General features: G+C 64.1%; 13 protein-coding genes. 10 read left to right on the forward strand and 3 right to left on the reverse strand.

The window, feature by feature from the left end:
• The 5 genes from ACVMIM_RS28120 (at nt 1) to ACVMIM_RS28140 (ending at nt 7,522) form a co-directional block, all read left to right on the forward strand.
• On the forward strand, nt 1-786 hold the full coding sequence (locus ACVMIM_RS28120) for an ABC transporter ATP-binding protein (RefSeq protein WP_476115882.1): 786 nt from the start codon (nt 1-3) through the stop codon (nt 784-786).
• On the forward strand, nt 779-2,998 hold the full coding sequence (locus ACVMIM_RS28125; protein ID WP_476115884.1) for a Tm-1-like ATP-binding domain-containing protein: 2,220 nt from the start codon (nt 779-781) through the stop codon (nt 2,996-2,998). The genes ACVMIM_RS28120 and ACVMIM_RS28125 overlap by 8 nt, the downstream gene beginning before the upstream one ends.
• 81 nt (nt 2,999-3,079) lie before the next feature.
• The gene (locus ACVMIM_RS28130; RefSeq protein ID WP_476115886.1) at nt 3,080-5,284 is read left to right on the forward strand and encodes a flotillin domain-containing protein; all 2,205 of its coding nucleotides are present in this window, start codon (nt 3,080-3,082) and stop codon (nt 5,282-5,284) included.
• Nucleotides 5,285-5,539: 255 nt separating this feature from the next.
• A complete protein-coding gene (locus ACVMIM_RS28135; RefSeq protein ID WP_476115888.1) occupies nt 5,540-5,977 on the forward strand; it encodes an SRPBCC family protein in 438 nt (145 codons plus the stop codon).
• Between the two features lie 9 nt (nt 5,978-5,986).
• Nucleotides 5,987-7,522: an SRPBCC family protein gene (locus ACVMIM_RS28140; RefSeq protein ID WP_476115890.1), complete on the forward strand. Its 1,536-nt coding sequence runs from the start codon at nt 5,987-5,989 to the stop codon at nt 7,520-7,522.
• Between the two features lie 207 nt (nt 7,523-7,729).
• Here ACVMIM_RS28140 and ACVMIM_RS28145 read toward each other — a convergent pair whose 3' ends face one another.
• The gene (locus ACVMIM_RS28145; protein ID WP_476115892.1) at nt 7,730-8,749 is read right to left on the reverse strand and encodes an NAD-dependent epimerase; all 1,020 of its coding nucleotides are present in this window, start codon (nt 8,747-8,749) and stop codon (nt 7,730-7,732) included.
• Between the two features lie 234 nt (nt 8,750-8,983).
• Here ACVMIM_RS28145 and ACVMIM_RS28150 point away from each other — a divergent pair, with 234 nt between their 5' ends.
• The 5 genes from ACVMIM_RS28150 to ACVMIM_RS28170 all read left to right on the forward strand — a co-directional run bounded on the left by ACVMIM_RS28150 (nt 8,984) and on the right by ACVMIM_RS28170 (nt 16,516).
• Nucleotides 8,984-11,632 carry an AMP-binding protein gene (locus ACVMIM_RS28150; RefSeq protein WP_476115894.1) on the forward strand — a complete coding sequence of 883 codons (2,649 nt, stop codon included), beginning with the start codon at nt 8,984-8,986 and terminating at the stop codon, nt 11,630-11,632.
• Nucleotides 11,629-12,612 (forward strand): NAD(+) synthase, encoded by a 984-nt coding sequence (gene nadE / locus ACVMIM_RS28155; protein WP_476115895.1) that lies wholly within the window; start codon nt 11,629-11,631, stop codon nt 12,610-12,612. The genes ACVMIM_RS28150 and nadE overlap by 4 nt, the downstream gene beginning before the upstream one ends.
• 5 nt (nt 12,613-12,617) lie before the next feature.
• Nucleotides 12,618-14,639 (forward strand): asparagine synthase (glutamine-hydrolyzing), encoded by a 2,022-nt coding sequence (gene asnB, locus ACVMIM_RS28160; RefSeq protein WP_476115897.1) that lies wholly within the window; start codon nt 12,618-12,620, stop codon nt 14,637-14,639.
• On the forward strand, nt 14,636-16,189 hold the full coding sequence (locus tag ACVMIM_RS28165; RefSeq protein WP_476115899.1) for a class I adenylate-forming enzyme family protein: 1,554 nt from the start codon (nt 14,636-14,638) through the stop codon (nt 16,187-16,189). The genes asnB and ACVMIM_RS28165 overlap by 4 nt, the downstream gene beginning before the upstream one ends.
• Before the next feature lie 63 nt (nt 16,190-16,252).
• Nucleotides 16,253-16,516: an acyl carrier protein gene (locus ACVMIM_RS28170; RefSeq protein ID WP_476115900.1), complete on the forward strand. Its 264-nt coding sequence runs from the start codon at nt 16,253-16,255 to the stop codon at nt 16,514-16,516.
• Between the two features lie 18 nt (nt 16,517-16,534).
• Here ACVMIM_RS28170 and ACVMIM_RS28175 read toward each other — a convergent pair whose 3' ends face one another.
• Nucleotides 16,535-17,227 (reverse strand): N5-glutamine methyltransferase family protein, encoded by a 693-nt coding sequence (locus tag ACVMIM_RS28175; RefSeq protein ID WP_476115902.1) that lies wholly within the window; start codon nt 17,225-17,227, stop codon nt 16,535-16,537.
• Between the two features lie 55 nt (nt 17,228-17,282).
• The gene (locus ACVMIM_RS28180; protein ID WP_476115904.1) at nt 17,283-18,485 is read right to left on the reverse strand and encodes a polysaccharide biosynthesis/export family protein; all 1,203 of its coding nucleotides are present in this window, start codon (nt 18,483-18,485) and stop codon (nt 17,283-17,285) included.
• Between the last annotated feature and the right edge of the window lie 19 nt (nt 18,486-18,504).

The raw sequence follows: 18,504 nt of genomic DNA on the forward strand, positions 1-18,504 counted from the left end.
GTGACCGAAAACCTGGCCGCGAACCGTCTGCAGAGCACCAGCGCCTACGCGCTGGAGCTCGATGGCGTTGCGCGGCATTTCGGAGCATTGGTGGCTCTCTCGGGCATCGACATGAGGATCGCGGCCGGCGAGCGGCGCGCGGTCCTCGGCTCCAACGGCGCCGGCAAGACCACGCTCTTCAACGCCGTGACCGGCGACTTCCTGCCGACCGCCGGACGCATCCGCTTCTTTGGCGAGGACATCACCGAGCTGCCGCCGCACGAGCGCATCCGCCGCGGGCTGCGCCGCACCTATCAGATCTCTCAGCTGTTCAAGGGGCTGTCGGTTCTCGATTCCATCTTTCTCGCCTGCCGTGGCGTCTCGCGCCGGCGGTTTTCCCTGCGGAGGCCGCCCGCCGCCGACGTCAACATGGTGCAGGCGCGATCGATCCTCGAGGCGGTCCATCTCGAAGCCTATCGCAACGCCCTGGTGGCGACGCTCAGCCACGGCCAGCAGCGGCAGCTGGAGATCGCGCTGGCGCTCGCCGGCGCGCCGCGCTTCATCCTGTTCGACGAGCCGGCGGCGGGTCTTTCACCGACCGAGCGGCGCGACCTCGTCGCCATCCTCAACGCCCTGCCGAAGCATATCGGCTTCATCATCATCGAGCACGATCTCGATGTCGCGCTGCGCGTGGCCGACTATGTGTCGATGATGCATAACGGGCATCTGTTCAAGGAAGGCACGCCGCAGGAAATCGAGGCCGATCCGGAGGTCCAGCAGATCTATCTCGGAGGCAAGCATGGCTGACCGCTCCGCCGGCAAAAGCGCCAGGGCGGTGCTGAAGATAGAAGACCTGCAGGTCTTCTATGGCGAGAGCCATGCGCTGCAGGGAATTTCGCTGACGCTGGAGAGCGGCGTGCTTTCGGTCGTCGGCCGCAACGGCATGGGCAAGTCGACGCTGTGCAACACCGTCGTCGGGCTCAAGCGCGCGCGCTCCGGCTCGATCCGCTTCGATGGTCGCGAGATCACCGCGCTGGAACCGCACGAGATCCATCGCCTCGGCATCGGCTATGTGCCGCAAGGGCGCCGCCTTTGGCCGAGCCTAACGGTCGACGAGCATCTGCGGCTTGCCGCCGGCAACCGGCGCGACGCGAGCTGGACGGTCGAGCGCGTCTACCAGACCTTCCCGCGCCTGGCGGAGCGCCGTCATAATGGCGGATCGCAGCTGTCGGGCGGCGAGCAGCAGATGCTCGCCATCTCGCGCGCCCTGCTCAGCGACCCGAAGCTTCTGGTGATGGACGAGCCGACCGAGGGCCTGGCGCCGATCATCGTCGAGCAGGTCGAAAAGATGCTGGTCGAGCTCGCCGCTGAAGGCGAGATGGCCGTGCTCGTGATCGAGCAGAATATCGGGGTGGCGACGGCCGTGTCCAGCCAGGTCGCGATCATGGTCAATGGCCGCATCAACCGGCTGATGGATGCGGCCGCGCTTGCCGCCGACCGCGACCTGCAGCAACGGCTGCTCGGCGTCGGACGCCATGCCGAGGAAGCGCCTTTCACGCCAGCGGAAGCGGCGCAGGCAAAGGAGCAGTTGGCGGCCGTCTATCGCGTCGACCGCGGGGCGGTCGGATCGGTCGAAGCGGCGGGGGGCGACAGCGTCTACCGGCCTGTCACCGAATTGCCCAACCGCTGGAACCTGCCGGTCGCCGAACTGCGGCAGGCGGCCGTCTCGAAGAAGCTGCCGCAGGAAGACCCCAAGAAGGTCTTTGCCATGCCGTTCGCCGAGCGCATCGGCAGGACGGTGCTGGTCGCGGGCACGTTCGACACCAAGGGCAAGGAACTGCGCTTCATCGCCGAGCGCCTGAGGTCGCTCGGCGTTCCGGTCCGCACGGTCGACCTGTCGACATCGGGCAAACCAGCGAGCACGGACGTGCCGGCCATGCAGGTGGCCGGCATGCATATTCGCGGGTCCTCGGCGGTGTTCACCGACGATCGCGGCGGCTCGGTCAGCGCCATGGCTGAGGCCTTCGCGCACTGGATCGAGCGAGAGCCGCGCATCGGCGGCATCATCTCGGCCGGCGGCTCCGGCGGCACAACGCTGGCGACGGCCGGCATGCGGGTCCTGCCGGTCGGCATTCCCAAGCTGATGGTCTCGACGGTGGCGGCAGGCGATGTCGCCAAATATGTCGGCGGCGCCGACATCATGATGTTCCATTCGGTCGCCGATGTTCAGGGGCTGAACTCCATCACCGAGCGGGTGCTTGCCAATGCGGCGCATGCCATGGCCGGCATGGTCGCGCAACTACCCAATGCCGAGGCCTGGGAAGCAAAGCGCAAGCTGGCGCGGCCAGCCGTCGGCATCACCATGTTCGGCGTCACCACACCCGCCGTGCAGGCGGTGACGAAGCGGCTCGAAGCCGATTATGACTGCCTCGTCTTCCACGCCACCGGCATCGGTGGGCGCGCCATGGAGAATCTGGGCGACTCGCGCCTGCTGTCGGCTTTCCTTGACCTTACCACAACCGAGGTGGCCGACATGATCGTCGGCGGCGTTTTTCCCGCGACGGAGGATCGCTTCGGCGCCGCCATCCGCAGCGGACTTCCCTATGTCGGATCGACGGGGGCGCTGGACATGGTCAATTTCGGTCCGCGCGAGACCGTGCCGGAGAAGTTCCGCGGCCGCAAATTCGTCATCCATAATCCCAATGTCACGCTGATGCGCACGACGCGCGACGAGAACCGCGCTTTCGGCGAATGGATCGGCGCGCGGCTCAACGCCATGAATGGCCCGGTACGCTTCCTGCTGCCCGAAGGCGGCGTCTCGATGCTCGACGCGCCCGGCCAGCCCTTTCATGACCCGGAAGCCGACAACGCCTTGTTCGAGGCAATCGAAAAGACGGTTCGCCAGACGCCGCTGCGCCATGTCGAGCGGGTGCGCGCCAACATCAACGATACGCCTTTCGTCGATGCGGTGATCGGCGCTTTCCACGCGATCGGCCCAAAGCTGCAGAGGCGGGCATGACGAATTGGGCTTTACCTGACGGCGGACGGATCTTTGAATTGGCGCCTGGCGCTGACCGGATTGTGTAGGGGAGAATAAATCATGGACGCGCAGAGCTTTGGCGCTTTCCTGTTGTGGCTGATCGTCGCCGCGGTCGTCGTGGTGATCGCCGTCTATATCCTGCGGTGGCTCTATCGCCGTTCGACGAAGGAGACGGCGTTCGTGCGCACCGGCTTCCTGGGCGAGAAGGTGGTGGTGAACGGCGGCGCGTTCGTCATCCCCGTGCTGCACGAGATCACCCCCGTCAACATGAACGTTCTGCGCATCGAGGTGCGCCGCGAGGACGCGCTGGCGCTGATCACCAGGAACCGCATGCGCGTCGACCTCATCGCCGAGTTCTTCGTCCGCGTCGGCGCGAGCCGCGAGTTCGTCGCCGCCGCGGCGCAGACCCTCGGCCGCCGCACGCTGCAGCCCGACAGCCTGCGTGAATTGCTGGAAGGCAAGTTCGCGGGCGCCATGCGCACCGTCGCGGCGCAGATGACGCTGGAAGAGATGCATGAGCTGCGCGGCGACTATGCCGAGAAGGTCCGGGCGCTTGCCTCGGATTCGCTGGCCGCCAACGGGCTGGAGCTGGAGAGTGTCGCCATCGTCGATCTCGACCAAACCAGCCTCGAATATTTCGATCCGTCCAACGCTTTCGATGCCGAAGGCCTGACGCAGCTGACGGAATCCATCGAGACCAGGCGCCGCATGCGCAATGAGATCGAGCAGCGCACCTTGGTCGACATCCGCAACCAGAACCTCGACACGCAGCGCAAGGTGCTGGAGATCGAGCGCGACACGGAATACGCCCGCCTCGAACAGGAGCGCGAAGTGGAGATCCGGCGCGCCGCGCAGCGCTCCGAGCTCGCCAGGGAGCGCGCCGTGCGCGACCAGGAGGCCGAGCAGGCACAGCTTTCCGCGCGCGAGGCGGTCGAGAAATCGCGCCTCGCCCAGGAGCGCAGCATCACCGAGGAACGCATCCGCAGCGAGGAAGACACGCAGCGCCGCGAGATCGCGCGCCGCCGGGCACTTGACGAGGCCGAGATGAAGATGCGCGAACTGACCGAGCGCGAGCAGATCGCTCTCGGACTTTCGCTGGAGAAGGCGCGCATCGAGCGGGAAGGCGCGCAGAGCGGACTCGAGATCGAGCGCAGGAAGTCGCTCGAAATCGCCGAGCTCGAACGCCAGATCGCGCTCGCCGAAAAGGCGCTCGAAGTGACACGGGCGGAGGCGGAGAAGCGCCGCGCCGAGATCGTCGAGAACCAGGCGACCGAGACCGCGCGGATCGAGCAGGAACGTGCGCTGGACGAGGTGCGGATCGCCAGGGAGCGCCACCTCGAGGCCCTGCAGATCGCCAAGCGCCAGGCGTTCGAGGAAGCCGAGATCGCAGCGGCCGAGGAGGTGGAGCGGGCGCGCATCACCACCGAGCGCGGCATCGAGGAAGCCAAGCTCGTCAAGGAACGCGAGCTGCGCCAGCTCGCTGTCGACCGCGACCAGAAGGTCGAGATCGCCGAAATCCAGAAGGCTATCGACGTCGCCAAGAAGACGCAGGAACGTTCCTCGGCGATCGCCGCTTCGGAAGCCGTCCGCGCCAAGGCCATCCAGGCCGAGGAACAGGCCCTGACCGCCCGCGAGCGCGAGATCGCCGAGCGCCGCAAGCTGACCGATCTGATCGCCGCCAGCCGCGAGGCGGAGCGCGAGGCCCTTCGCGTCACCGCCGCCGCCGAGGCCGAGATGAAGGCCGCGAAGAGCCTGGCGGAGGCGCAGAAGATCGCGGCCGTCGCCGCCGCGGAATCGGAAAAGATCCACGCGCTTGCCGCCGCTCAGCGTTACGAAGTCGACGCGGCCGGCCATCGGCAGATCAACGAAGCGGAGAACCTTCTCTCCAGCGAGGCGCGCGCCGGCCGCCTGCGCGGCAAGTTGCTCGATCACATGGAAGGCATCATCCGCGAGAGCGTCAAGCCGATGGAGAAGATCGACGGCATCAAGATCCTGCATGTCGACGGTATCAATGGCGGGCCGGGCGGCAACCGCAATGTCACCGACGAGGTGATCGATTCAGCGCTGCGTTACCGGGTGCAGGCGCCGATGATCGACAATCTCATGAAGGAGATCGGCATCGAGGGCGGCTCGCTCGGACGGATGACCGACGTGCTGCGCGACGCCAAGGACATTTCCAACCTCGCCCGCGACAAGCGACAAGAAGTGCAAGGCAAAGGCAAGGCCAAGACCGCCAAGGACGATGATGACGACCGCGACCATTGATGGGAACGTCTGCGCTGCCCCTCACCTGCCTGCCGGCACCCTCTCCCCGTATAGTCACGGGGAGAGGGACGCGGTCATTGATAGCTTCGCACATCACCAACGTCGCAATGTCGGCACCGAGGTTGCGGCCAGCCCCTTTCTCCGCGGCACTTTACGAGGAAAAATGTCCGGCAGGACAATGAGGGGCGGCGCCGGCGTCAACAAGGGAGGTACACCCAAGCGCGACCTCCATAGTTCGATCTCCGGCTCTCAAGCATGACCAAGGTCTATGTCTCCTCGGTCATCCCGGCCCCGGCCGCGGACGTCTGGAAGGTCGTGCGCGACTTCAACGGCTTGCCGGGCTGGGCGCCTTTCGTGGCGGAGAGCCGCATCGAGCAGAACGCGCATGCCGACCGGATAGGCTGCATCCGTAATTTCACGCTCAAGGACGGCGGACGAATCCGCGAAAAACTGCTGGCGCTGTCGGATTACGACCTCTCCTGCAGCTATGCGATCCTGGAAAGCCCGATGCAGGTGGAGAACTATGTCGCCACCCTGTCGCTGACGCCGATTACCGACGGCAATTTGACGCTGGCCGAATGGCAGGCCGAGTTCGATTGTGCCCCGGGGCGCGAGGCGGCGCTGACGCAGCAGATCGGCATGGGCGTATTCCAGGCCGCGTTCACCGCGCTGAAGCAGCGCTTCGGGCGCTGACCGCCGCGAATGGTCGAGGTCCGCCAGAGCACGATCATCGATGCCCCGATCGAGGAGGTCTGGGCGATCCTGCGCGATTTCAACGGCCATGACCGCTGGCATCCGGCGATCGCGTCGAGCGAGATCGATGGCGGCGAGCCTGCCGATGCGGTCGGCGCCGTGCGCCATTTCCGTCTGGCCGCCGGAGGCGAGCTGCGCGAGCAGCTTCTGGCGCTCTCCGACAAGGACCGCCGGCTGAGCTACTGCCTGCTCGAGGCGCCGCTGCCGTTGATGGGCTATGTCGCCTCGATACGGCTGAAGCCGGTGACCGACGGCAACGCCACCTTCTGGGAATGGCGTTCCGAATTCCATCCGCCGGCGCATCGCCGCGACGAGTTGGTGAAGCTGGTCGCTGAGGACATCTACCGTGCCGGCTTTGCCGCGATCCGCGATTTGCTCCGGCGCCGGGACTTCGCCATGCCGGTCGAGGCAAGACCATCGCCGTCGGTCATGCCACCCACGCCATCCGGCGTTGTGTCCCGCTCGATCGTAGCACCGTCGATCCTCGCATCATCCTTGACCAGGGAAGAAACAACGCGGGCGATCCTCGTCGAGCGCTATGGCGGACCGGACGTGCTGCAGCTGAAGGAGATCGCGTTGCCGCCGCCGGCACCCGACGAGGTGCGCATCCGCCATACGGTTATCGGCGTCAACTTCATCGACGTCTATTGCCGGACCGGCTTCTTCGATCTGCTGGGGCTGCCTGGCGTGCCCGGCATGGAGGCGGCAGGTGTCATCGAGGCCGTCGGCTCGGCGATCTCAGGCCTGTCGGTCGGCGATCGTGTCGCCTATGCCTGCCCGCCGGTCGGCGCCTATGCCGAGCGCCGCAACATGACAGCCGACCTCCTGGTGCGCTTGTCGGATGACATATCGGACGAAACCGCCGCCGCGGGCCTGCTCAAGGGCGTGACGGCCAGCTTCCTGCTGCATGACATCCATACCGTCCGGCCAGGCGAGGTTGTGCTCATCCATGCCGGCGCCGGCGGTATCGGCCAGTTGCTGGTGCAATGGGCGCGCCATCTCGGCGCCACCGTGATCGCAACCGTGTCGAGCGACGACAAGGCGCGCATCGTCGAGCGTCTTGGCGCGCACCATGTCATCGTCTATTCCCGCGAGGATTTCAGCGAGGCGGTCATGCGGCTGACCGGCGGCGCGGGCGCCAACGTCATCTACGATGCCGTCGGCGTCGACACATTCGCCGGTTCGCTTGCGGCCCTTGCCGTGCGCGGTCATCTCGTCAGCTTCGGCCAGGCATCGGGGCCGGTCGGCAGCTGGGACGTCGGCCGGTTCGCCTCCCGGTCGATCACCCTTTCGCGGCCCAACTACGCACATTACACCGACACGCCCGAAAAGCTCGCGCCGCATGTCGACCGCTTTTTCGCGGCGTTGCGTCAGCGCGCCGTCAGGATCGAGCAGCCCGTGGCTTATGACCTGGCCAGAGCCGCGGACGCTCACCGGGATCTGGAAGCCCGCAGGACCAGCGGGGCGCTCGTTTTGTTGCCCTAGCCACGGGCCGGGCCGCTCGTGCGCTTGTCGGAACAATGGGAAGCTGTTGACGCCGATGCGCGCGAGGTTTTCCGATTTCCTGCTTCTAGACTAGAGAGCCGCTAACCGCGGCGCTGGCGTTCACCTTCGCCAGCGGTGAAGCTGCGAAAAGGCATATCTTTTGGGGTCGCCAACTGCGGCTGCGTGGAGATACAGGAGCAGTCCGGATCAGGCTCGATAAAATTCCCGATACCATTCCACGAAACGCCGGACGCCGATCTCGATCGGAATTCTCGGCCTGAAGCCAGTCGCTTGCTCAAGTGAGCTGACATCGGCACAGGTGGCAGGCACGTCACCCGGCTGGAGCGGCATGGAGTTGCGTTTCGCTTTCTTGCCCAGCGCGTCTTCCAGCAGTTCGATCAAATGATTCAGCTCAACTGGCGAGCTGCCGCCGATGTTGTGGATCCTGAACGGCGCGCTGCTCGTCGCGGGGTCAGGCGCCGCACTGCTCCATTCCTTGTTGGGCGTTGCAGGCAGTTGCATGATGCGGATCAAACCCTCGATGACGTCATCGATATAGGTGAAGTCTCGCTGCATGTTGCCGTGGTTGAAGACGTCGATGGGCTCACCCGCAAGTATGGCCTTGGTGAAGATGAACAGGGCCATATCCGGGCGGCCCCACGGCCCGTAGACTGTAAAGAACCGCAAACCAGTCGTCGGCAGTCGGAGAAGGTGACTGTAGGTATGGGCCATCAACTCGTTGGCCCTCTTGGTGGCGGCGTAGAGACTGAGCGGGTGATCGGCAGAATCGTGAACGGAGAACGGCATTCGCGTGCTGCCGCCATAGATCGAGCTCGAGGACGCATAGACCAGGTGGCCGACCGAGGCGTGGCGGCATCCTTCCAGGATATTGAGGAATCCGCTCAGATTGCTTTCGCCGTAGGCGTAGGGATTGGTGAGCGAATGACGAACGCCGGCCTGGGCTGCGAGATTGACGACGATTTCCGGATCAACCGAGGCAAATAGCGCCGAAACGCGGTCACGATCGGCGAGATCGACATGCTCGAACCGGAAATGCGGAAATTCCTCCAACTGATCGAGCCGGGCTCGCTTCAGATTGACGTCGTAGTATTCATTCATGGAATCGAAACCGAGAACTTGCCAACCGTCGCTAAGCAGTCTCCGGCATAGATGAAAGCCGATGAAACCCGCTGCCCCGGTGACAAGAACAGGCCTATTTGATGTCACGGCATATCCCTAACGTTAAGCTGTGACCCGATTCACACCCGTTTCCACCCTCGCCTCTCTTTATCCCCGGAAGCATCATCAGAATGATCGATGAAAGATCTCTTGAGCAGAGCCATAACCGAACTTCATCTCTAGCTCAGGCACGCCATGCTCCCGGCATATGTGAAGGCACAAGCAGCGGATCGGGACTTTGATGAGGTTCCTCTTCCGCAAAGCCCGCCCGGATGGGTAGAGGTGCGCAATTATGCGCTGGACCAGGGCGGACCTGCCCTGCGGTCCTATCCGCCTTTGCCCGCCGATTTTGCGGATATAGGGATCGGTCCCCGTCTGCAAATGATCGTAGGGCAACATCCGCATAGGATCGCCATCAATGACGGCGCGGACGAACTCTCCTATTCGGCGCTCGGCGTCGCCGTCGATATCCTATCGCGCCGCGTTGCGAATGCCGTCCCCGAAGGCAGGCCGGTCGGAATCTGCCAGCCAAGCTCTGTCTGGAGCGTCGTCGCCATGCTCGCGACCATGGCAGCCGGACGGATTTCGATTCCGCTCAATGCGAGAGATCCCGGTCCCCGGATCAGGGAGATTGTGGCGGCGTCCCAGCTTTCGGCCATGCTGGGCATCGGCGACAGGCCCAGCGACCTGCCTGCGGACATCCAATGGATCGACATGAGCGTAAGTTCGGCATCGGAGCGGGAGCTGTTGGCAACGCCCCTGCCGCAGCCTTCCGTCGATGCGCCGGCCATCATTCTCTATACCTCGGGCAGCACAGGGCGCCCAAAGGGCATCGTTAACAGCCAGCGCAGCTTGCTGTGGCGCGTGCAACAATATGTCGAGGCGTGTCACATCAATTCGGACGATGTTTTTCTGCCCCTGTCGGGACTGGCCACGATAGCCGGCTGCCGCGAGATTCTGGCGGCCGTCCTCAGCGGGGCCACCTTGCAGCTCGTCGAACTGGAGGCGGTGGGGCTGCGCGGCGTTCGCGCGCGGATGCAGGACCAGGGCACGACCGTCACATACATCGTGCCCACCTTGCTTCGAACGCTGATGGCGGATGCCAGCGCCGATACTTTCAGATCGCTCAGGGTCGTCCGCGTCGGCGGCGAGAAAGTGCTGTGGTCCGACATTGCCCTTCTGCGCAAAGCCGTCCCGCCGCATTGCCTGATCCAGATCGGCTATTCGTCCACGGAAACGACAGGATCGCAGTGGTTCGTACCGTCGGAACCGCCGAACGCCGAGCCCGACGTGCCGGTTGGCCGCCCTTTGCCGGGGATCGCGTTCTCGATCGTCGATGAGGAAGGGCGCGTCGTCCCGCCCGGTGAAACGGGAGAGCTCGTGATCAAGAGCCCCTATGTCCTGCTCGGGCATTGGGAAAATGGCGCCGTCGTCCCTGTCGAAGCCGACCCCGACGATCCGCATGCGCGGGTTTTTTCGACCGGCGATCTCGTGCGTCTGGACAGCGATGGTCTATTGAGGATCATCGGCCGGAAGGGGCGCCAGATAAAGATCAACGGTCGACGCATCGAGCCGGCCGAGCTCGAAAGGGTGCTGCGATCCGCCCCGTCGGTTCAGGATGCCGTCGCAATCGTAACGGAGGCAACCGAGCTTGTCGCATTCGCCATTCCAAGCGATGTCGCAGGTCCGGATTTTGTTGAGGACCTGCGCCGGCTGATTGCCGATACGCTGCCCCCAGCTCTGCGGCCCCTGCGGCTCCACCGGGTGAGCGAGATCCCCTGCCTCGATGGCGGAAAGATCGACCTCATCAAACTCGGTAAAATGGACCTCCTCGCCAAGAGGCCGATTGTCCCGGCCGACCCGTCCGGTTCGGATGCCGATTCGGCGGCGGGTAAGGTGGTGCGGAAGGCATGGAGCAAGGTCCTCAACACCAAGGCAGCCACAGGCAGGTGGGACGAGGCTGGAGGAGACTCGCTGAAGCTGCTGCACTGCGTGATGGAGATCGAGAATCTCATCGGCCAGGAACTCGGCCTTGAGGGTTTCACCGTCGGAATGAGCGCGGCCGAGATGGTGAAGGCTGTCGTCGCGGCGCAGGCAGCCGCATCCGGCAAAGCCGTCCCCGAGCACAACCCGCCGCTGCTTTTCCTGTTTCCCGGATCCGTCGGCTACGGTCCAAGTCTTGCCGCCTTTTCCTCCGCCATGGGGAAAACCGCGAAAGTGGTTCCAATCAGATATCCCGGCCTCGCGCTCATCCTGCGCGGACAGAGCGATCTCGCCAGCATGGCAGACGCCGCGGTCCAGCAAATCAACCGCGCTCAGCCGTCCGGGAATGTCAGGCTTCTGGGCCACTCGCTCGGCGGCGCGGTCGCGCTGGAGGTCGCGGTGCGCCTGCTCGAGGCCGGGCGGTCGGTCAAGTTCATCGGCATCCTCGACACAAGCCTGGAGGGCGAGCGCAGCCGCCTGTGGGACACGTTCATCCGCACGATGCGCCGGCTCCGGTCCAACCGCATCTCGTTCCAGCGCGTCGCCTGCCGCGCGCTGGCAAAGTTCGCGGTCAGATTGGGTCACGAAGTCCGTCTCGCCAGCGCGATCGACCGCTATACCGAAGGCCAGTTCAACGGAGCCTGTTTCCGCATCAAGCTGGAATTGCAGGAGGTTTTGCGGGCTCGCGCATTTTTCCGATGGCTGGAGGAACCCAAGCCAGCGCTTCCGATCCAGGGAACCCTGTTCCGCTGCGCTCGCCCGGGCATGTCCCGCGCCATCGGGTGGGATCGGGTGTTTCGCGACCTGCAGGTGGTTCCGATCGTCGGCACACATATCGATCTCGTCGTGGAGCCTTACGTCGCGACCAACCGCCCGCTGATCGAGAAGGCCGTCTTGCAAACCTATACGACGGCCGAAACCCTGCAATTGGAGGGCCAGTGGGCGTGATCTCGGGATTCACCAAGGAAGCACTGGCATTGGACGCAGCCGCGGAAGCGGACCGCATCGTGTCGTCGACGCGCGAGCAGGTTCTGGTCACGCTTCGACGGCGCGGCGTGGTGGTCGGCCTATCGGGCGGCATCGACAGTTCCGTCGTAGCCTCCTTATGCGTGCGCGCCTTCGGCAAGGATAGGGTGCTGGGTCTCTTCATGCCGGAGCGGGACTCCTCGGGAGACTCGCTGAGGCTCGGACGCGTCATCGCTGCTCAGCTCGGCATCGATACCCTGGTCGAAGATATCGCCCCGGCGCTCGACGCCATCGGCGCCTATCGCCGGCAGATCGAGGCCATCCGCTCCGTCGTTCCGGAGTATGACGAAGGATGGAAATGCAAGCTGGTGCTGACCTCGGTCCTGGAGAGCCAAGGGCTCAATATCACCCGTCTTACGGTTCAGGATCCGGAAGGCAAGGTCAACACGGTTCGGCTGCCCTTGGCAGCCTATCTCCAGATCGTCGCCGCGACCAATTACAAGCAGCGCATCCGCAAGATGACCGAATATTATCATGCGGATCGCCTCGGCTACGCCGTTGCCGGAACGCCGAACCGGCTCGAATACGACCAGGGCTTCTTCGTCAAGCAAGGCGACGGTATCGCCGACGTCATGCCGATCGTGCACCTGTACAAGACACAGGTCTACCAGTTGGCTGAATATCTCGGAGTGGACGAAGAAATCCGTCGCAGGCCGCCGACCACCGACACATTTTCTATGGCTCAAAGCCAGGAGGAATTCTACTTTGCGCTGCCTTACCAGCTGACGGATCTATGCCTCTATGGCGTCAACCATGGGTTATGCGCCGATGAGGTCGCAGCCGCTGCCGGCCTCACGGGCGGCCAGGTCGAGAAGGTCTTCAAGGACATCGAAGCCAAGCGCCGGGCAGCCCGTTATCTGCATGCGCGGCCCTTGCCGTCCGTGCCGATGGATGTGGACTGACGACGATGTGCGGGATCGCCGGGATACTGGCGCTGAACGCCACCGCCGAGCCGCCTTCGCGCGAAGCATTGTTGCGCATGGCCGGCGCGCTTGCGCATCGCGGCCCTGACGAACGGGGGCTCTACCGCGACAGACGCGCCGGGCTGGCGCATGCCCGGTTGTCGATCGTTGATCTTCAACACGGGCAGCAGCCGCTCGCCGACTCCGATGGTCCGGCGTGGATCGTCTTCAACGGCGAGATTTTCAACTATCTCGAACTGCGCGACAGGCTGTTCGCCCTCGGCCATCGGTTTCGCACCCGCAGCGATACCGAAGTCGTCCTGCACGCTTATCGGGAGTGGGGTCAGGCAGCCTTCGAGCGTATGAACGGCCAATGGGCGCTGGCGATCTGGGACCCGGCTGCAGGCCGGCTGGTGCTGTCGCGCGATCGCTACGGCATTTGCCCGCTGCATTTTTGCGAGCATGGCGGCCGCCTGTTCTTTGCGAGCGAAGTCAAAGCGATTTTCGCGGCCGAGGTCGCCATGCCGCGCGCGTTCGATCCGGCTGGTATCGATCAGACCTTCACCATGTGGACCGTCGTTGCGCCACAAACCGTGTTCCAGGGCATCCGGGAACTCCCGCCCGGACACGTGCGCCTCTATGAGAAAGGCGTGGCGCGAGAATACCCATTCTGGCAGCCGCGCTTTCCGGAAATCCAGGATCAGGACCAGGACCGATTCAGCGGCTCCCTGGACGAGGCCGTGGAGGAAGTGCGGCTGATGCTGGAAGGCGCCGCGGCGTTGCGAATCGTGCAAGCCGATGTGCCGGTTGGCTGCTATCTGTCAGGCGGGCTCGACAGCTCCCTTGTCGCCACGCTCGGAAGGCGCTTCGCCGGCGAGCGTTTCCAGACCTTTTCGCTGCGTTTTGCCGATGCCGAATATGACGAGACCGAATTCCAGCGGCTCGTCGCAGACGCGACGGGCAGCGAGCACCATGAAATAGTCGTTTCCCGCGACGCTATAGCCGCAGTCTTTCCCGAGGTGATCCGCCACACCGAGCGGCCAATCCTCAGAACCGCGCCGGCACCACTCTTCCTGCTGTCGAGGCTCGTGCGGGAACGCGGCATCAAAGTCGTGCTGACCGGCGAAGGCGCCGACGAGATGTTTGCCGGTTATGACCTGTTCCGCGAGGGCAAGGTGCGCCGCTTCTGGGGACGCCAGCCCGCTTCGACCAGGCGCGCCCGACTGCTCGAACGGCTCTATCCATATCTGTCACGCTCGCCGGTTCATCAGCAGGCACTGGCCCGGCAGTTCTTCGGCCGCAATATCGAGGCCCACGCCGCGGCCGGATTTGCGCATGACACGCGCTGGCGTACGACCAGCGCCATCAAGCGGCTGTTCTGCCCCGATATGCGGGCTGCCTCCGAACGCCGCGATGCGGTGAGCGAACTGATCTCGACGCTGCCGGCCGAATTTCCGCGCTGGAGCCCCCTCGCCCAGGATCAGTATATCGAAATCCAAACCTTGATGTCGGGCTACCTGCTCTCCTCGCAAGGCGACAGGATGCTGATGGCTCACTCCATCGAGGGCCGCTTCCCATTCTTGGATGACAATGTCGTGGCGTTGGCGAACGCACTTCCGGATGCCTACAAGCTGCGCGGCCTCGACGAGAAGCATGTGCTGAAGCGCGTCGCCGCGCCGATCCTGCCGCCGCAGGTCGTCGCCCGGAAGAAGCAGCCCTACCGGGCGCCGAATGCGATGAGTTTCTTTGCCGACGGCGCGCCGGCCTACATTGGCGAGGCGTTGTCCGAGACGGCCGTGCGGGCGGCCGGCGTCTTCGATCCCAAGTCGGTGAGCCGGCTGGTCGAGAAGTGCCGGGCTCGAACCGGCGACGGCGACATGTCGAACTCCGACAACATGGCCCTGGTCGGCGTGCTGTCGACGCAGCTTCTGCACCAGCAATTCGTCGCAAATCGTCCTGCCGGCTCGACAAGGCCGGATCTCAGCATCGATGTCGATTACGAGCACCGCGAAAGGGAGTTGGCATGATCCACGGCGCCGTACCGCTCCTGCATGATTATCTGATCCACTCGGCCGGCCGGCTCGGCGACAAGGTGGCGTTGGTCTGCAACGGACGACGTGTCACCTACGCCGAACTCGACGAGCGTTCCAACGGGGTCGCTCAATGTCTGGCAACGGCCGGCGTGCAACGCGGCGACCGGGTGATGATCTTCGCCGACAACACGGTCGAGACGGTCGTCAGCTTCTGGGCGGTGCTGAAGGCAAACGCCGTCGTGTGCATCGTCAACCCGCTCACCAAAAGCGACAAGCTCGACTACCTGCTGAATGATTGCCGGCCGGCGGCGCTGATCACCGACCAGCATCTGCGCTCTGTGTTCAGCGAGCCGGCGCGAAATTGCCGCTCGCTACGCCAGGTGATCGTGTCAGGGCCGATCGAGGACGACGAGCTTGGCCGGTTGCCGCACGCAATGCGCTGGGAAACGGCCGCCCAGAGAAATTCCCCCGCGCCGGCGCGCAAATCGATCGACATCGATCTTGCCGCCATCATCTACACGTCCGGGTCAACGGGCGAGCCCAAGGGCGTGATGCTGACGCACCGCAATATGACCGCCGCATGCACCTCGATTGCGTCATATCTGGAGCTTCGCGAGGACGAGGTGATCCTCAACGTCCTGCCCCTCGCCTTCGACTACGGTCTCTATCAGATGCTGATGGCGTTCCGCACCGGCGCCCGGCTGGTTCTCGAGCGCTCTTTCGCCTTCCCGGCGCAGATCCTTCAGATCATCAAGGACGAGAGGATCACAGGCTTCCCGGGTGTGCCCACCATCTTCGCCTCGCTGGCGGAGCTCAAGTCGCTGAAAGATCACGACTTCTCCAGCATCCGCTATGTCACCAACACTGCCGCCGCCTTGCCGCTCAAGCACATCACCATGCTCAGGGATCTGTTTGCCGGCGCCCGCATCTATTCGATGTACGGGCTCACCGAGTGCAAGCGCTGCACCTATCTGCCGCCGGAAGATCTCGAGCGAAAGCCGCTGAGCGTGGGAATCGCGATCCCGAACACCGAAATGTGGATCGTCGACGACAACGACCAACGGGTCGAACCCGGGATCGTCGGCCAGCTCGTCATCCGTGGCGCGACGGTGATGAAGGGCTACTGGGGCAAGCCGGAAGCGACCGCCAGGAAGCTCAAGCCCGGCCCATTGCCGGGCGAGCAGGTGCTCTACACCGGCGACTACTGCCGGATGGACGCGGAGGGCTATCTCTATTTCATCGGCCGCAGCGACGAGATCATAAAATCCCGGGGTGAGAAGGTTGCGCCCAAGGAAGTCGAGAACGTGCTGGTGAACATCCCGGGCGTCAAGGAGGCTGCCGTGGTCGGCGTGCCTGACGAGCTTCTCGGCCAAGCCGTGAAGGCCTTCGTCGTGATCGAGCAAGGCCGCATTGTCGGCGAGCGGCAGCTTCAGATGGAGTGCCAGAAGCGGCTCGAAAACTTCATGGTCCCGAAGTCCATCGTTATCGTGCCCAGCCTGCCGAGGACGGACACAGGGAAACTCAAGAAGGTGGCTCTTTCGTAGTCCCTGTCGGGCGGCGCGGACCGTATTTGGTTTTTTATCGGAGGGTGGGTTATGGATAATTTTTTGGCAACGGATCCCGCGGGCGACATTTACACCAGACAAATTCGCGATTTCCTGGCTTCGAACTTCTACATCGCCGACGTCAAATCGCTCAGCGCCACGGAATCGCTGCTCGATCAGGGTATCGTCGACTCCACCGGCGTGCTCGAGGTCATCGGCTTCATCGAAGAGACCTTCGGCATCATGGTGGAAGACAGTGAGCTGCTCCCGGAGAATCTCGATTCCATCCAGGGCATAGCGCAGTTCATCGCGCGCAAGAGGGGATGAGCTCCTTCTGCCAGGCGCTCAGGGCTGCGGTTTTGCGTATCCGAGCACGACCCGCGCCTCGCCGGCGAGATTGGTGACGGCGCGGACATTCTCGTAGCCCCTGTTCCGCTCGAACAGGCTTGCCACCTGGCGATCCTGGCCGAGGCCGACTTCAAACAACAGTGCACCGCCGGGCCGCAGATACCGCAAAGCATCCCTCACCACGCGCATGTGGATGGCGATGCCGTAAGGCCCGGCCGCAAAGGCCTCGCGCGGCTCGAGCGCGACCAGATGAGAGCGGTCGCCCTCCAGCCGCTTCTCCGAGATATAGGGTGGATTGCACACGACAACATCGATCGTGCCCTGAGGCACCAGGGTGGCGAGAGCGTCGAACAGATCGCCCTGCCGGACCGACACCCGGTCGGCCAGTCCGTGGTGGGCGACATTCCGGCACGCCACCCCGACACATCCATCGGTGAGATCGCTTGCCCACACCTGCGCCGTCGGAACCTGGTGGGCGATCGCACAGGCAAGATTGCCGGCCCCGCAGCACATGTCGATCACGCGCGGCGCCGGCAGGTTCATTTGATGCAACACGTCGACGGCGGTCGAGCCCAGCAGCTCCGTCTCCGGCCTCGGCACAAGCGCGCCGGATGCCACAAGCATCTCCATTCCCATGAAGACCGCGCTGCCTCTGCTATAGGCGTCCGCGACATCGATGTCCTGGCTCAAGACTTGCCTCCACAACCGGATCCAGCACTCGCCGAATGGTGCAGAAGCGCCGGCGCTATTGCGCCGCCGCGCTCTCCAGCTCGTTGCTGAACCTGACCTCGATCGTATCTCCCGGCGCCACCTCGGCGTCCTCGTCGGCGGCCTGCTTGCGCCATTGCCCATCGACGTTGCGAATGATCGTCATCTGGGCTCGAACGGTCTCGCCGGCGATGGAAAGAGGCGCGGCGGTGGCACCCAAGGGCTGCAACTTCTGACTCGCGGCGCGAAGTCTTGTGCCGATATCGGCCAGGCGAACCTCGGTGTCCCGCAATTCGTTCAGCAGACCGATGCGCCTTTGGTTCTCGTTCCGCTCGAGCTGCCTGGCAAAGTCTTCCTGCTGGCGCTTTGTTCTCATCAGCTCGACGGACGTTTCCAACGCCCGGCTGGATGAAAGCAGGACGGCGCGCCGGACATCGGCGAGCCGGTTGTTCGTCAGGTTTCCAGCCTTGAACGCTTTGGTGACCTGCTCCAGGTCCTCTTCATCCGCCTTGACGGCATCCGCTTCATCCTGTGCGCGCTTGATCAGCGTCTCGATCTGCGCCGCGGCATCTTTGGCGCCCTTTTCGACAAAGCTCTGCTCTTGCTGAAAATTACCCAGGGAGAGCTTGAGCGCTTCCGCTTCAGCCTTTGCTATCCCCGCCGCGAGCGCAGGCGAAAGCGGCGATCCTTGCGGAGGCTGTGTGTCGAAGCTTTCCTGCTTGTCGAGCTCGGCCCGCAGGCGCGCGCTGTGGAAGTAGTCCCTGGTGTATTCTCCCCAGATCATCTCGTAATCGCGTCGCAGGTCCGTCGGATCCGGACCTGCCTGGTTGGTCCGCGCCCGCAAAAGGCTGAAACCGCCGGCCACGGCGATTGCCTGGCGCACGGTCATCAGTGGACGGTAGGCCTGCTGTCCGGGAGTGAGCACATCGCCGGTCACATAGATCGGGCGATACTCGGCGATGATCGCCGTTACGTCGCTCGGCCTCACGATCGCCATCTGCTCTCGGCCATCGGGCATGCGGATGTGGAAGATCTTGGTCGGCAGGACCGTTTGCATACGGCTCTGCAATTCGGGTGGCGTCAGACCGCCGACCGAAACCGTGCCGGCCTCTGGCAGGACGATCGTGCCATCCATCTGGACGACGGCACGTTGCGTCCGGTCGGGGATGGAGGTTATTCCGATCTCGACCGTGTCGCCCGGCGAAATCCGGTAGGTCGATGTCTCGGCCGCCACGGCCATCGACGCTGTGGCACAGACT

The organism is Mesorhizobium sp. USDA 4413 (genome assembly GCF_056280365.1).